This window comes from Anaeromyxobacter dehalogenans 2CP-C (genome assembly GCF_000013385.1).
Taxonomy (GTDB): domain Bacteria; phylum Myxococcota; class Myxococcia; order Myxococcales; family Anaeromyxobacteraceae; genus Anaeromyxobacter; species Anaeromyxobacter dehalogenans_B.
Genome location: NC_007760.1, coordinates 3,342,647 through 3,357,001, shown reverse-complemented (window position 1 = coordinate 3,357,001; position 14,355 = coordinate 3,342,647). Strand labels below are relative to the sequence as shown.

General features: G+C 75.3%; 10 protein-coding genes. 4 read left to right on the top strand and 6 right to left on the bottom strand.

Features of this window, described 5'->3' with window-relative positions; all coding sequences use genetic code 11:
* Positions 1–166: 166 nt before the first annotated feature.
* The 3 genes from ADEH_RS15350 to ADEH_RS15340 all read right to left on the bottom strand — a co-directional run bounded on the left by ADEH_RS15350 (position 167) and on the right by ADEH_RS15340 (position 3,965).
* Positions 167–730, bottom strand: a complete 564-nt coding sequence (locus ADEH_RS15350) for a c-type cytochrome (protein ID WP_011422019.1) — start codon at positions 728–730, stop codon at positions 167–169.
* Positions 727–1,827, bottom strand: a complete 1,101-nt coding sequence (locus tag ADEH_RS15345; protein ID WP_011422018.1) for a hypothetical protein — start codon at positions 1,825–1,827, stop codon at positions 727–729. The genes ADEH_RS15350 and ADEH_RS15345 overlap by 4 nt, the downstream gene beginning before the upstream one ends.
* 131 nt (positions 1,828–1,958) lie before the next feature.
* Positions 1,959–3,965, bottom strand: coding sequence for a hypothetical protein (locus ADEH_RS15340; protein WP_011422017.1), 2,007 nt, complete (start codon positions 3,963–3,965; stop codon positions 1,959–1,961).
* A 423-nt stretch (positions 3,966–4,388) separates the two neighbouring features.
* Here ADEH_RS15340 and ADEH_RS15335 point away from each other — a divergent pair, with 423 nt between their 5' ends.
* Both ADEH_RS15335 and ADEH_RS15330 read left to right on the top strand, forming a co-directional pair.
* On the top strand, positions 4,389–5,345 hold the full coding sequence (locus ADEH_RS15335) for an MBL fold metallo-hydrolase (RefSeq protein ID WP_011422016.1): 957 nt from the start codon (positions 4,389–4,391) through the stop codon (positions 5,343–5,345).
* Between the two features lie 214 nt (positions 5,346–5,559).
* A complete protein-coding gene (locus ADEH_RS15330; RefSeq protein WP_011422015.1) occupies positions 5,560–7,530 on the top strand; it encodes a cytochrome c3 family protein in 1,971 nt (656 codons plus the stop codon).
* Positions 7,531–7,613: 83 nt separating this feature from the next.
* On the opposite strand, the gene ADEH_RS15325 is transcribed toward ADEH_RS15330, so the two are convergent.
* The 3 genes from ADEH_RS15325 to ADEH_RS15315 all read right to left on the bottom strand — a co-directional run bounded on the left by ADEH_RS15325 (position 7,614) and on the right by ADEH_RS15315 (position 11,994).
* A complete protein-coding gene (locus ADEH_RS15325) occupies positions 7,614–10,223 on the bottom strand; it encodes a PEP/pyruvate-binding domain-containing protein (RefSeq protein WP_011422014.1) in 2,610 nt (869 codons plus the stop codon).
* A 110-nt stretch (positions 10,224–10,333) separates the two neighbouring features.
* Positions 10,334–10,651 carry a hypothetical protein gene (locus ADEH_RS15320; protein ID WP_011422013.1) on the bottom strand — a complete coding sequence of 106 codons (318 nt, stop codon included), beginning with the start codon at positions 10,649–10,651 and terminating at the stop codon, positions 10,334–10,336.
* A gap of 143 nt (positions 10,652–10,794) precedes the next feature.
* A complete protein-coding gene (locus tag ADEH_RS15315) occupies positions 10,795–11,994 on the bottom strand; it encodes a 3-phosphoglycerate dehydrogenase family protein (RefSeq protein WP_011422012.1) in 1,200 nt (399 codons plus the stop codon).
* Between the two features lie 171 nt (positions 11,995–12,165).
* Here ADEH_RS15315 and ADEH_RS15310 point away from each other — a divergent pair, with 171 nt between their 5' ends.
* Positions 12,166–12,837: a hypothetical protein gene (locus ADEH_RS15310; RefSeq protein WP_011422011.1), complete on the top strand. Its 672-nt coding sequence runs from the start codon at positions 12,166–12,168 to the stop codon at positions 12,835–12,837.
* A gap of 224 nt (positions 12,838–13,061) precedes the next feature.
* Complete coding sequence (locus tag ADEH_RS15305) at positions 13,062–14,327, top strand: L-lactate MFS transporter (RefSeq protein ID WP_011422010.1); 1,266 nt, start codon at positions 13,062–13,064, stop codon at positions 14,325–14,327.
* Positions 14,328–14,355 lie beyond the last annotated feature (28 nt).

The following is a 14,355-nucleotide window of genomic DNA, read 5'->3' as shown; positions in this document are numbered from 1 at the left end:
CGATCCCGGCCCTCCGCAGGGGAAGAAGCGTGCGCGACCCCGGCGGATCGGGCATCCCGCCGGGTGGTCGTCCCCGCAGGCGTGCGGACGTGCGCAGGCCCCGGCCGCCGCCCGCGCCGGAGCGCGGGGGACGACCGGGGCCCGTGTGCAGGGGACGCCGGCGCGGCTACCGGGCGGCCGCCTGGGCCGGCGGGATGGGCGCCGGCACGCGGTTCTTGATGGCCGGGATCGACCGGAGGAAGGCGAACATCGCGGACAGGTCGGCGTCGGTGAGGTGGGTGGCGTTCGGCCAGGGCATGGGCGGGAGGATCTGGCGGCCGCGGCCGAGGTGGCGCCCGGTGCGGAGCGTCTCCTTGAACTCCTGCTCGGTCCAGGCGCCGATCCCGGTGTCGCGGTCCGGCGTCAGGTTCGCGGCGAACGTCGTGCCCCAGGGGCCGGACGCGGCGGTCATGGTCAGCGAGAACACGGCGCCCCAGGGCCCCTCGGGCAGCGCGGGGGCGGGCGGCATGACGAGCTGCTCCGGGTGGCCGGACAGCATCCGGGTCATGTCGGGCTCGGCGCCGTTCGGCCCCATCTTGAAGGGCGTGTGGCAGTCGTTGCAGCCGGCGATGGTGACGAGGTACTTGCCGCGCGCGATCGCGGCGTCCTTGCCGGCGGCCTGCGGGGCGGTGGCGGCCGCGAGCAGCGCGAGGGCGGCGGCGGCGAGTGCTGCGGTGGCGATGCGCTTCATCGGTTCTTCTCCTGGTGAACGGGTGCTGCCGGGTGGGTCGTCGCCGGTCCGAGGTCATCCCGGACGAAGGCGGCGACGAGGTCGAGGGCCTGGGCGTCGGCGACCTTCGTGCCGAACGGCGGCATCTGGAGGAGCGGGTCGCGCGAGGCCATGCGCCGGACGAGCACGCTCGCCCCGGGCTCGCCGGGCGCGATGCGCAGCGGCGCCTCGCCCATCCCGGGCGGGCGCGCGCGGCTCGGCTGGCCGACGGCGGTGGCGAGCGGCGCGCGCGCGTCGCCGCCGCGCACGCGCTGGGCGAGGTCGAGCCCGAGCGAGGCGAGCGCGCCGCGGGCGTCGTGGCAACTCGCGCAGTTCGCGTGGAGGTAGCCGAGCGCGGCGCGGGCGCGCGGGGAGGGCGCCGCGATCCGGGGCGGCGTGGCGAGCAGGTCCCGGGGGAGCCCGCGCAGCCGGCCGGTGCGCGCCAGCGCGGGCAGGTCCACGTCGCCCGGGCCGGGCGGCTCGGCGTGCGGCGCCAGCGGGTCGCGATCCGGGGAGAGCTGCAGCGCGGAGAAGCCCAGCACCGGCGTCGGACCGCCCTCGTGGCAGGCGCGGCAGTCGGCGGCGGCGGGCAGGTCGTGGCCCACGCCCGGCGCCACCTCCGCCACGCCGCGGAGCCCGCGCTCCGGCGCGCGCACCGCGTCGCTGCCGTCCGGCAGCCAGCGGTAGGTCGCGTACGTCCAGGCGCCGTCGCGGCCGAGGGCCATGTAGCGCGTCTCGACGCGGCGGCCGCCGAACGAGAACTCCTTCCAGAGCCGGGTGCCGGGCGGGAAGCGCCAGGCGTCCGGGTCCGACGCGTCGATCGCCCTGCCGGCCGGGAGCCGGATCCAGCGCGCCTTGGCGGCGCCGTCGCTCCAGAGCGGGTACTGCGGCGTGTAGCGGAGCACGCCGGGCGCGACGATCCCGTGCGCGGCGTCGGCGAACAGGCCGGTGCCGGAGAGCCGCTCGGGCGCGGCGCCCGCCGCGCGCGCGCCGCCCGGCGCCGTCCACAGGGCGGCCGCGGCGGCGCCCGCGAGCGCCGCCGCGACCTTCCCGATGTGCTGCCACTTCCCCCCCGCCATGATTCCCCTCGTCCGTCTCGAAGACGGGCGGAGGATGCCCGGGCGCGCGGGGCGGGGTTCCTAAAACATCGCTCGGCCGTTCCTAAGAAGTGCCTAAGCCGACCGGAGCCCGCCTGGGGCGCCGGGGCGGCTCACGGGGTGGCGTACAGGAACGTCGTGTCCGGGAAGCGCCGCCAGCGCTCGGTGATCGCGCGCCGGATCTCGGCGTTCTTCCCGCCGGCGGCGTCCACGTGCGCCTGCACCAGCGCCTCCGCCGCGGCCCGGTCGCCGCGCGCCTTGATGCCGAGCGCGAGCGCCTCGAGCCGCTCCACCGACGCGCCCAGCCGCGCCCGGTCGAGCTCGAGGCAGCCCTCGTCCTCGCCGTTCGCGGCCTTCGCGGCCGGGCGCCACACCAGCGCGCCGTCGTCGGCGAGCGCGGCGAGCTGGATCGCGGCGAGCGCCGCGTACGGCCGCAGCCGCCCGTCCGACGTGCGGACGCCTCCGCTCACCTGGCCGAAGGCCCAGACCACGTTCTCGAGGAGCGCGCGCTCCGCCTGCGCGGGCGAGATGACGCCGCGCCCCGCCAGCCAGCCGGCGAGGTACAGCGCGCTCTGCTGCGCCTTCAGCTCCTCCAGCATGGCGGCCAGGTTCCCGCCGAAGATCTGCGGCGCGGTCCGGCCCTCCACCGCGTACTCGTGCGACGGGCCCAGGTTGTGCGCCGCCTCGTGCAGGACGAAGCCCATCCGCTCGGCGTCCGGATCCGGAGTGCGCCGCGCCATGGTGTCGGGGCAGAGGACCGAGGCCGCGCGCCGGCGCCGGATCTCGAGGCTCTCCGGGTCGGTGTAGAAGTTCGTCATCGCCACGGTCCGGCCGCGGCCCTCGTTCGCCACCTTCCCCCAGTTCGGCAGCGACTGGCCCACGGTGGCGCCGCGGGGCGAGCGCGCGTCGCCGGCGTTCAGCACGATGGCGATGAAGTCCGGCAGGTGGAACGCGACCGGACGCGCCGCGTAGGGCGGGCCCGCGAGCCGCGCCAGCGCCACCTCCATGTCCTGCTTCACCGGCTCGAGCCGCCGCTGCCACGCCAGCGAGCCCGGGTCGATGCGCGCCAGCGCGAGCTCGAAGCCGGCCTTCAGCGCGCACGGATCCGAGTACGTCTCGTCGGGCGCCACCCGCAGGAACCAGCGGGAGTTCTCGGCGTTCATGCTGGCCCAGGCCTCGTCGGCGCGCTCCCAGCCGCCGTCGCGGAACGCGCGCGCCGCCGCCAGCAGGTACGCGTGGAGCGCCCGCTCGTCGGTCGCCCGGATCGCGGCGGCGGCCCGCTCCAGCGCGCGGGCGACCGCCTCCATGTCCTCGGGCCAGGCCTTCGGATACGGCACCGCCGCGAGCCCGCCGCGCGCGTCGCGCACCACCGCGGTGAACGGGCTGGTGAGCGCGGCCGCGTCCGGCGCGCGCGCCAGCCCGGCGCAGAAGCCCGCGTCCGCCTGCAGGTCGGCGGGGTACAGGCCGGAGCGGCGCGGCGGCACCGGCGAGAGCGCGCCGCAGGCCGGATCGCCCTCGGTGGCGGGCGCGGTGCACCACGGCCCCTTGTTCACCAGGAACGCGAGCCGGGAGGCGCCGTCGCCAGGCGGGATGCGCGCCGCCATGCCGAGGGTGCCGAGCTGCCGCGCGCTCAGGCGCTCGATGACGCGGGCCGCGTCCACGAGGTGGCGGAGCATCTCGCGCTCCGCCGGGCGAAGGTCCGCGAGATCCGACTCCACCACCGCGAACAGCCGCTGCGACAGCTCGCGCGCCAGCGCCGTCCGGCGCGCCGCGTCGGGGCCGGCGGGCTCGGCCGCCGGCGCGGAGGCCCGGGCCTCGACCCGCGCCCAGGCGGCCCGGAACGCCGGGGTGAACCGGCCGCGGCGGACCCAGTGGTCGCGCGGCAGGTCGTCCAGGCCGAACACGAGCGCGAGCTCCGCGGGGTCGATGGCGCCGTTCCGGTTCGCGTCGGCGCGCCAGTGCAGCGGGAGCCCGAGCTCGAGCGCGGCGCGGTCGAGCCGCGCGCGGGCGCCCTCGTCCGCGGCGGGCGCCGCCGCACGGGTCGGTGCCGCCGCGCCGGCGGGCTGCGCGGCGGCGGCGAGGAGGGCGAGCGCCGCGGCGAGGCGGCCGAGCGTCTTCATGGAGGGGCTCCGGGGCTGGACGGGCGGCGAGGTCGGCCAAGGGAGGCGCCGGGCGGCCGAGCGTGACCCGGTGGCGCACGGCGAGGGAAGCCCGGAAAGCCGAAGGGGCCCACTGGTCCGGGCCCCTTCGATTCACCTTGCTGGTAGCTCGTCATCGCGAGCGTGCGGCCGGCTCACCCGGCCTCGACTGCATTCGATGTGTCCTGCAGTTGCTCCGCTGCTATGCGACCTCCTTGGAAGGTGCTGCGTGCTTCACCTCGCATCGTGGCGATCCTGCGGGTCCGGCTCAACGCCCATTAGGGGGCTCATGACCCCTCGTGAAATCGCAGGGCTGCGCCTGGTGTGGGCGCCGGGTGCGCGCCGGCGCGCAGCGGCGCGGCGATGCGCTACGCTGGACGACCATCCTCCCCGGAGCCCGCACCCATGACCCTCGAGCCCGCCCGCGAGATCGCCCCCGGCGTCCACCTCATCGACACCGGCTACGTCCGGCCGCGCCTGGCGGCCGCGTACCTGGTGCGCGGCCGCGACGCGGCCGCGGTGGTCGAGACCGGGACCGCCGGGTCCGTGCCGCGCGTCCTCGAGGCCGTGGCCTCGGCCGGCCTCCGGCCGGAGGACGTGTCGCACGTCGTGGTGACGCACGTGCACCTCGACCACGCCGCCGGCGCCGGCGCGCTCCTGCGCGCGCTGCCCCGCGCGCGCCTGGTCGTCCACCCGCGGGGCGCGCGCCACATGATCGACCCGTCGAAGCTGATGGCTGGCGCCTCGGAGGTGTACGGCGCCGAGCGCGTCCGCGCGCTGTACGGCGAGGTGGTCCCGGCGCCGGCCGAGCGCGTGATCGAGGCGCCGGACGGCTTCACGCTCGACCTCGGCGACCGCCCCCTGCGCGCGCTGGACGCGCCCGGGCACGCGAAGCACCACCTCGTGCTCCACGACCCGCGCTCGCGCGGCTTCTTCACCGGCGACGCGTTCGGCATCTCCTACCGCGAGACCGACTCCGCGCGCGGCCCGTTCCTGTTCCCCACCACCACGCCGGTGCAGCTCGATCCGCCCGCGCTGAAGGCGACGCTCGCGCGCATGCTGGCCGAGGCGCCGGAGCGCGTCTACCTCACCCATTACGGCATGCTGGAGGGCGACGTCGCCCGGCACGCCGATGCGCTGGCGCGCGCGCTCGACGAGCACGTGCGCCTGGCGCGCGCGGCGCCCGCCGGGCCCGGCCGCCACGCGGCGCTGCGCGACGCGCTCGCCGGGCAGCTGCTCGGCGGGCTGGCCGCGCACGGCGCGCCGCTCGATCGCGCCGCCGCGCTGGAGCTGTTCGGCGTGGACCTCGACCTGAACGCCCAGGGCCTCGAGGTGTGGCTGGACGCGCAGGCGGCCGGGTAGCGCCGCCGGGTCGCCGCCGCCGGGTCGCCGCCGCCTCGCGGCGCGATGATCCCGGGTCGGATGACGGTGTGTGAACGCAGGATGTCGCGCGCCGGCGCGCCGCATCCACCGGCGGGTCGAGACGATTTGCCCACGCCCCTCGCGCGTGTCCCGAGTTTAGGGTCGCGTTCGGTTCGGATTCGTTTGAATTCCACCGAACGAGAGGGAGCAGGGCATGCAATCCACGTGGATGGCGAGGGCGGGCGCCGCGGCGATGGCGCTCGCGCTGGCGGCGGTGACGACCCCGGCCTCCGCGGCGGAGAAGGAGGCCAAGCCGGCGGCGCCGGCGGCCTCTGGCTCCCCGCGCACGCTCCAGGGCTACGTCGAGCAGGAGAAGGCGTTCTACGACCACCTGAGGAAGGTCCACCCCATCTTCAAGTACGAGAAGGACGGCCGGCTGGTCGGCAAGTACACGATCAGCGACCGCGAGGAGGAGTTCGTCGAGTTCGGCGGCGGCAAGGCCTACGCCGAGAAGACCGGCGAGCACGCCTCGATCACCTACCGCCTGGGCCAGGAGTCGATCCTCGACCTGCCCAACAAGTTCGTCGGGTCGAAGAAGTGCGGCGAGTGCCACCCCGCGCAGTACGAGAAGTGGAAGCGCTCCCGCCACAACCTGGTGGTCCGGTTCCCCGACGAGATGGTGGAGACGAAGGACCTGACCAAGCCGCAGTTCGGCGAGGCGCCCATCCTGCCGCCGGGCATCACGCCCGACGCGGTCTACGCCATCATCGGCACGCCGCGCACGAAGTACGGCTTCCTGGACGCGTGGCTGGTCCGCGGCACCTACCACGTCGAGGGCGGCCTGCTCCGCGACGGCACCGGCACGCTGGTGGCGGGCGGCAACCAGCACTCCCGCACCTGGGCCGAGTCGCTCACGCCCGAGGTGGCGAAGCAGATCGCGTCCTGGGTCCCGGGCTTCCCGACCAAGCTCGAGGACTTCGGAGACAACGGCAGCAAGACCTGGGGCCTCACGTCCTACGGCTCGAAGAACCGCAAGTCGATGATGTTCCAGCCGGCCACCGCGTACTGCGAGGTGTGCCACTCGTTCAAGTTCGACTTCAAGAGCCAGGAGGAGCTGATCCAGGCGCTGGGCAAGCCGGAGGAGCTGCGCAAGCACACCATCAACAAGGGCATCAGCTGCGAGGAGTGCCACGGCGCGGGCGCGCACCTCATGGGCGCGCGCGCCTCGGCGTCCTCCAACTGCGAGCGCTGCCACCAGCGCTTCGTCTGGAACGCCGACGAGGCGGCCAGGGATCCGCGCCAGGCGTTCAACGCCTACTTCAAGAGCCGCTGCCCGTCCTGCGGCACCGAGGGCTCGCAGGCCTACTACACCGCGCACTGGGAGTCGGGCATGACCTGCTCCACGTGCCACGATCCGCACGAGGTGACCGCGAACGACTGGCGCGAGCGCGTCACCGTGCCGGGCCTGAAGAAGCAGTGCCAGGACTGCCACCAGGCGCAGGCCTCCATGTTCGTCCACAACGACGTCCACGGCGCGAACAAGTGCTCGAGCTGCCACATGCCGAGCATGATGAGCTGCGAGAACTTCGGGGCCATCCAGTACACCGACCTGGCCGGCTTCGACACGCAGCGCACCTCGCACATCTTCAAGATCCTGGTGGACCCGAAGGCGAAGACGCTCGACCCGCCGCCGGGGAAGGACCGCAACTGGAAGGAAGGCGCGTGGCGCCTCGCGAAGAAGGACGGCAAGCCGTTCGTGGACCTGATGTGGGCCTGCGGCCGGACGAGCTGGGGCGACGACGACCTGGAGAGCGCCGGCGGCTGCCACAGCCCGACGCGGTCGGAGCTCTCGAAGGACCTGCACTTCACCAACCAGCAGCAGATCTACGACCGGCTGATGGGGTGGCAGAACCCGGTGAAGCAGGGCGTGGCGGAGGCGAAGCGGCTGCTCGACGCGGCGCGCCCCGCCATCGCCAAGGCGAAGCTGCCGCCGGCCAGGCTCGGCCAGGCCACGCTCATGGCGAACCAGGCGCAGGCCATCCTCGACACCGTCGCGGCCGACGGGTCGTCGGGCGTGCACGCGCCGAGGTACACCATCGAGAAGGTGAAGGAGGCGCAGGTGCTGGCGCAGGGCGCGCTCGACGTGGTGGGCGCGAAGGCGCCGAAGAAGGTGTCGATGCGGTAGCGGACCGCGGCGGTCGGTCGTGATCGCCCGCGCGCCGGACGCGGGGCCCTCCGGGGCTCCCGTCCGGCGCGTTCCGTTCGCCGCTACGCCGGGCGCGGCGGCGGGGGAGGGCCGGGCGCGCCGGCGGGCTCGTCGGCGAGGTAGCCCAGCACCTCCTGCGTGACGCAGCTCGCGTACAGCTGGAGCCGCGGCCCGCCGGGCGCCGCCGGGAAGTCGAGCACCCGCACCACCCCGGCCAGCCGCGCGTCGTCCGGGAGCAGCTCGGGCAGGCGGTTCGGCAGCGCGCGCAGCCGCTCGGCCTCGAGCGCGTGGCCGGGGTAGCCCGGGTAGAGCGCGAGGTAGAGCATGTCCGCCTCGACCAGCTCGTTGAAGAAGTGCGAGCCGAGCGACACGTCGGGGATCACGTTGCCCATCCCGATGATCTCGCCCAGGGCCGCGACCCGGTGGATCTCGGCGAAGCTGACCGGCACGCCCAGCGCCGGGGTGGTGGTGCCCCAGCGCCCGGGACCGAGCAGGAGGATCCGCCCGCCCTCCGCCGGCGTGGGGAGCCGCGCGGCGCGGCCGACCACCCGCGCCACCTCGTAGCGGTCCTGGGTGGAGAGCGTCGAGTAGGCGTCCGGGTCCACGAACACGAGCCGATCGACCGGCGCGTGCGTGCCCTGGCCCACCACCGGCCCGCGGCTCGCGAGCAGCACCGAGTCGGCCCTCACCTGCGGCGCGGGCGGCAGCATCCCGCCCTCCTTCACCTGCAGCGGCCGGCACTGCACCAGGTTCACCCGCAGCTCCCCGCCGGCCAGCTGGTTCGCGGTGAACTCGACGTCCACCGGGTAGCGGTAGGCGTCGCGGAGGATCGCGAGCATGGCCCGCATCTCGGCCACGAAGGAGGTCGCCCACAGCAGCTTCTCGAACGTGAGCACCCAGCCGCCGCCCTCGCGCCGCTGCACCGCGAACAGGTCCACCGGCAGGTCCGGGCTGCCCCGCACCACCGCGTCGATGCGCTCGGCGGCGAAGCGGTTCGCCTCGAGGTCGATGACGTCCACGCGGCGCTGCGCGTACTCGGTGACCTCGTCGAGGCTGGTCTCGGGGCGGAGCTTGGGCGCGTTGAGCGCGACGACGCGGGTGTAGTCGTCGTCGGAGCGGTCCACCGCCCGCGTCCCCATGCCGAACACCAGCCGCAGCACGCCGGCCTGCGGGTCGATGAGGTGGCTCCAGACGTACGGGTTGTAGGAGAGCGCCACCCCTGCGCACTGCGGGTAGAAGTACTTACCGTGCACGCCGCCCGAGACGCGCTGCACCAGGATGGCCATCTGCTCGTCGCGGTCGAGCAGGCCCCGGCGCTCGCGGTAGTGCAGCGCCTCCTCGCTCATGGCGCTCGCGTACACCGCCTTCACCGCGGCGAGCAGCGCCTCGAGCCGCTCCTCCGGCGAGCCCTGGTTCGGGCAGAACACGCTCTCGTACTTGCCGGTGAACGCGTTCCCGAAGCCGTCCTCCAGCAGGCTGCTGGAGCGGACGATGATGGGCGACTGGCCGTACGACTCGAGCATGAGCACGAACTGCCGGACCGCGAAGTCCGGGAAGGTGCCCGCCAGGATCCGCTCCTGCGCCTCGGCGGCGCCCTCCAGGAACGCGCCGCGGGAGCGCTGCCCGCGCCGCGCCCGCCACAGCCCGTTCCGCACCAGGTACGTGTAGAAGACGTCCGAGCCCACGAACCAGGAGTCGTGCGGCTCGAGGCGCCGCTTCCAGCCGGGCTCGGTGCGCTCCAGCACCGCCCGCGCCACCAGCATGCCCGCGGCCTTCCCGCCCACCAGCCCGGTGCCGACCATGCGCCGCCGGATCGCGAACAGGTCGTCGAGGTCGAGGTAGCGCGCCGCCAGCTCGGTGAAGCGCTCGTCGCGGGTCAGCATCATCCGCAGCAGCGTCCGGAAGGCCTCCTGGCCGTCCTCCCAGCTCCGCCGGCCGGCCACCACGTCGTCCGCCACCGCGCGCGCCTGCAGGAAGCGCCGCTCCCACACGTCGATGCGCGAGAACGGGTCGTGCCGCCGCTCGGTCGCGTCGGCGAGCGCCTCCGCGACCACCGCGCTCTCGGTGAGCGGCCGGAGCGCGTCGCCCTCCCACCGGTGCGGCAGGTACATGGTGGGCGAGTGGCGCCCCTGCACCTTGAGCGGGTGGACGTGCAGCGCCGCCTGGTGGCGGAACACGTCCACCAGGAGCTGCGTGGTGCTGCGGATCGCGTCCACCGCCTCGTGCGAGTGCCCGTCGCGCAGCAGCGCGAAGTACGTCACGGTCTCGAGCTCGTACAGGTACGGGCAGGTGACCATGAAGAAGTTGCCGAGCATGAGGTCGCTGTACCAGTCGGCGGCCAGCCCGGAGAGGCAGTCGAAGACGTAGTACGCGCCCTTGCCCTGGGCCTCGATCACGCGGTGGATGCTGGCGGTGAAGCTCTCGAACCCGAGCGCGGGGCTGAGCCGGTGGACCTGCGCGCCGGCCGCGTCCGGCACGAGCTGGGCGTGGCGGGCGAACCGGAAGTAGACGAGCCTGCGGCCCTCGGCGAGCGCGCGGGCCACGAACGGCGCGACCAGGGGCGCGTAGTCCTCCACCGACTCGACCTGCCAGACCACGTTGTCGCCGGGGCGGAGCCCCTGGACCACGGCGTCGAGGGCGGGCAGGCCGGTGCTGGCGGGCGAGGAGGGCATGGTCGGGGCCGGCGCCCCGACTCTCGCATCTGGGCGGCGGGGTGTCGACCGGGACCTGCCGGCGCCGCGCGCCAATGCGCGGCCCGGCGCTTCCCCGATCGCCCTCCCGCTCAGCCGGCGCGCGAGCCGGCCAGGTCGGCGCGGCCCGGGATCACGGACAGCGCGAACACCAGCGCCGCCACCAGCCCGTTGTTGAGGCGGGCCAGGCCGGACAGGTCGGGCATGAGCAGCGCGGCGCCCCCGAGCACCAGGGCCACCACCGCCATGGCGAGCCGCAGCCTGGGCAGGCCGCGCGAGGCGAAGGCGAGCACCGCGATGGCGAGCGCCGCGACGCAGGTCAGGAAGATCGACGGGCCGCTGTGGGAGAGCGCGAAGGCGGTGACGAGCAGCCAGGCGGCGAAGAACAGGTTCCAGCCGATGAAGCGCATGTGGCCTCCCCGTCCGGCGCGGCCCGGACCGCACCCCGGCGCGCAGGGACCCCCCCAGCGTCCCGGACGTGCGCGCGCGCGTCAACCCGCCGCCGCGGGGCTCCCGCCGTGGAGGGGGCCGCCGCCCCGGGCGGCCGGCGCCGTCACAGGTCGAAGCAGCCGACGAACAGGATCTCGTCGGCGCGGGCGCGGATCCGGTTCACCACGTCCTCGGGCGGCCGCTCGTCGAGGTCGATGGCGCAGCTCGCCGCGACCGCCTCGTCGAACACGGTGTTCCGGATCTCCTGGGCGTTGATGCCCGCCTCGCGGATGAGCGCCATCACGTTCGCGATCACCCCGACCCGGTCCACGTGCCGCACCACCAGCCGGGCGCGCGCCGACGTCTTGCGCGCCACGTTCACGCAGTTCGGCACCTGGCCGCTGCGCACGAACGCCTCCACGATCCGCACCGTCTCGCGCGCGATGGCGTCCTGCGCCTGGGCGGTGGACGCGCCGATGTGGTGCGTGCCGTAGACGCCGGGCAGCTTCGCGAGCGGGCTGTCGAGCTCGGCCTGCCCCTTCTCCGGCTCGCCGGCGAAGACGTCGGTGCCCACCCGCAGGCGGCCGGCCGCCGCCAGCTCGAGCAGCGCGTCCTGATCCACCAGCTCCGCCCGCGCGGTGTTCACGAGCAGCGCGCCGGGGCGGAGCGCCTCCAGCACCTCGCGCGAGATCACGCCCCGGGTCTCGCGCGCGAGCGGCAGGTGGAGCGAGAGCGCGTCGCTGGCCCGCGCCAGCGCCACGAGGTCCGGCGCGCGCTCCACCCCGAGCGCCCGCGCCCGCGCGTCGTCGAGCGAGCGCGACCAGGCCACCACCCGCATCCCGAGGGCGCGGGCCCGGACGGCCACCTCGCGCCCGATGGCGCCGACGCCCGCGACGCCGAGCGTGCGGCCGAAGAGCCCCTCCGCCTCGGAGAAGCGCTTCTTGTCCCAGCGGCCGGCGCGCAGCGCGGCCACGTTGTCCGGGATGCGCCGGTCGAGCGCGACGAGCAGGCCGATCGCGAGCTCGGCGACGGCGATGGAGTTCTGGCCGGGGCAGTTCGTGACGTACACGCCGCGCCGCGAGGCGGCCGCCACGTCGATCGTGTTCACCCCCGCGCCGGCGCGGACCACGAGCGACAGCCCCGGCGCGCGCTCGAACACCTCGGCGCTCACCTGCTTCGACCGCACCACCAGGATGGACGCGCCGGCGGCGGCGGCGGGCAGGTCCTTCGCCGGCACGTCGGCGCGCAGCTCGACCTCGAGCCCGAGCGCGGCGAGGTCCTGCAGGCGGTCGGCGGGGAAGGCATCGGCGACGAGGATCTTCACGGGTGGCCTCCGGTTCCGGGCGCGGGCGCGCGCTCGTGCGTGCGCGCCTCATTACCGCGGCCGCGCCCCGGCGCGAGCGCGCCTGCCGGGGCGTGCCCCGGAAGCCGCCGGGCGCCCGGGCGGTGGGTGGCCGGTTGTGCCCCGGCCCGGCCCCCGGCTACCCTGCGCCGCATGCTCCGCCCCGCCGCCCCCGCCGCCGTCCTGCTCCCCGCGCTGCTCGCGATGCTCGGCCCCGCCGCCGCTCGCGCCGAGCCCACCGGCGGCTGCCACTGCTTCCGCGACCGGACCTTCGAGCCGGACCGCCCCGCCGCCGCCGACCCGTACATCCTCGCCACCGCGCGCAGCTCGCTGCTCTCGGCCGCGTACGGGCCGCCCAAGCGCGAGCTGGTCGCCGCGGTGATGGGCGGGCGCCCGGCCGAGGATCTGTGGATCGCGCACGGCGCCGCCGCCCGCACCGGCGCGGACGCCGCCGACCTGCTGGCGCTCCGCGACCGGTCCGGCGGGTGGAAGGCCGCGCTCGCCGGCAAGGCGCCGCTGGGCAAGGACCTGGAGGCGGCGCTCGCGCGCGGCGCCTCCGACGCGGAGCTGGCCGGGGTGATCGTGGACGCGACGCTGGTGAAGCGCCTGCGCGCGGACCCGGCGCGCCTCCGCGAGGCGCGGGCCGCGGGCGCCGGGAGCGAGGAGCTGATCGTGCTCACGCTGCTCTCCGCGCGGACCGGCCGGCCCGAGCTGACGCGGCTGGTGCAGGTGAAGGCCGGGAAGGCGACCTGGGGCGGCGTGCTGCACGAGGCCGGCATCGCCCCGAAGGACCTCGACGGCCTGGTGCGGCAGTCCGTCCGCTGATCGTCGGGCGTTCGGGGGAGCGCGCTGGATCCGCGTCAGCCCGCGCCGCGGCATGCGGTCGCAGGACGCGCCCGCGCGCGGCCGCGCGCGTGACATCCCGATCGAGATGATGCTCATATCGCGGTCAATCGCGGATCAATCTCGCGGTCAATCGGGGTCAGCGGGCCGCCCCGGCCGCGCCGTCCACCACGCCGGCGCGGCCATGGCCCGCCGGAGGCCGGACCATGCACCGACGCGGCTGGGTGGTCACGCTGGCTGGCATGGGGCTGAACCTCGCGCTGGGCATCCTGTACGCCTGGAGCGTGTTCTCGAAGCAGCTGGTCGAGCCGGTCGCGCGCGGCGGCTACGGCTGGACCAAGACCCAGGCCACGCTCCCGTACACCCTCGCGATCGCCTGCTTCGCGCTCATGATGGTGCCGGCCGGCCGGCTGCAGGACCGCCTCGGGCCGCGGATGGTGGCGAGCGCGGGCGGCGTCCTCACCGGCATCGGCCTCATCGTCGCGAGCTTCGCGTCGCCGGGCGCGCTCGCCCCGGCGCTGGTCGGCTTCGGCCTGCTCGCCGGCACCGGGTTCGGGCTCGGCTACGCGGCCGCCACCCCGGCCGCGGTGAAGTGGTTCCCGCCCGAGAAGAAGGGGCTCATCACCGGCCTGGTGGTGGCGGGGTTCGGCATCGCGCCGGTGTACATCGCGCCGCTCTCGAAGCACCTGCTCGCCACGTACGGCGTGAGCAACGCGTTCCGGATCCTCGGCGTCGCGTTCCTGATCACGGCGACCGCGTTCTCGCAGCTCATCCGCAACCCGCCCCCGGGCTACGTGAAGCCGAGGAGCGCCGCGGCCGGGCCGGCGGCGCCGGCGCACGCCGACGTGGGCTGGCGCGACGCCGTCCGCACGCCGATGTTCTGGACCCTGTACGCGCAGTACGCCTGCGCCGCCACCGCCGGCCTCATGATCATCGGCCACATGGCCAAGATCGTGGCCGTGCAGTCCGGGAACGCCATCCAGGCGGGCTCGGTGTTCGTGGCGCTGCTCGCCAGCTTCAACGCCGGCGGCCGCGTGGTGGCCGGGGTGATCTCCGACTACATCGGCCGCGCGGTCACCATCGCGCTCGTGTGCGTGCTGCAGGCGCTCGCCATGTTCTTCTTCGCCGACCTCAGCACCATCGGCGGGTTCGTGGTCGGCTCGGCGGTGGTGGGCTTCAGCTACGGCGCCTGCCTGGCGCTGTTCCCGGCCACCGCGGCGGACTGCTGGGGCACGAAGAACATGGGCGTGAACTACGGGCTGCTGTTCACGGCCTGGGGCGTGGGCGGCGTGATCGGGCCGACGCTGGCCGGCCGGATCGCCGACTCGACCGGCTCCTACGCCGGCGCGTACCACGTCGCGGGCCTGCTGCTGACGTTCGCGTTCGTGCTGGCGATGTTCAGCTACATCCAGGTGTCGGTGAACCTGCCCGGCCGCGAGCTGACGATCCGGCTCGGCAAGCGCGCCGCCTGAGGCGCGCGGCTGGCGATGCGCGGCCGCG

Excerpts from the sequence above, each read along its gene's own strand:
- ADEH_RS15350 (WP_011422019.1), bottom strand. The coding sequence starts at position 730 with ATGAAGCGCATCGCCACCGCAGCACTCGCCGCCGCCGCCCTCGCGCTG.
- ADEH_RS15345 (WP_011422018.1), bottom strand. The coding sequence starts at position 1,827 with ATGGCGGGGGGGAAGTGGCAGCACATCGGGAAGGTCGCGGCGGCGCTC.
- ADEH_RS15340 (WP_011422017.1), bottom strand. The coding sequence starts at position 3,965 with ATGAAGACGCTCGGCCGCCTCGCCGCGGCGCTCGCCCTCCTCGCCGCC.
- ADEH_RS15335 (WP_011422016.1), top strand. The coding sequence starts at position 4,389 with ATGACCCTCGAGCCCGCCCGCGAGATCGCCCCCGGCGTCCACCTCATC.
- ADEH_RS15330 (WP_011422015.1), top strand. The coding sequence starts at position 5,560 with ATGCAATCCACGTGGATGGCGAGGGCGGGCGCCGCGGCGATGGCGCTC.
- ADEH_RS15325 (WP_011422014.1), bottom strand. The coding sequence starts at position 10,223 with ATGCCCTCCTCGCCCGCCAGCACCGGCCTGCCCGCCCTCGACGCCGTG.
- ADEH_RS15320 (WP_011422013.1), bottom strand. The coding sequence starts at position 10,651 with ATGCGCTTCATCGGCTGGAACCTGTTCTTCGCCGCCTGGCTGCTCGTC.
- ADEH_RS15310 (WP_011422011.1), top strand. The coding sequence starts at position 12,166 with ATGCTCCGCCCCGCCGCCCCCGCCGCCGTCCTGCTCCCCGCGCTGCTC.
- ADEH_RS15305 (WP_011422010.1), top strand. The coding sequence starts at position 13,062 with ATGCACCGACGCGGCTGGGTGGTCACGCTGGCTGGCATGGGGCTGAAC.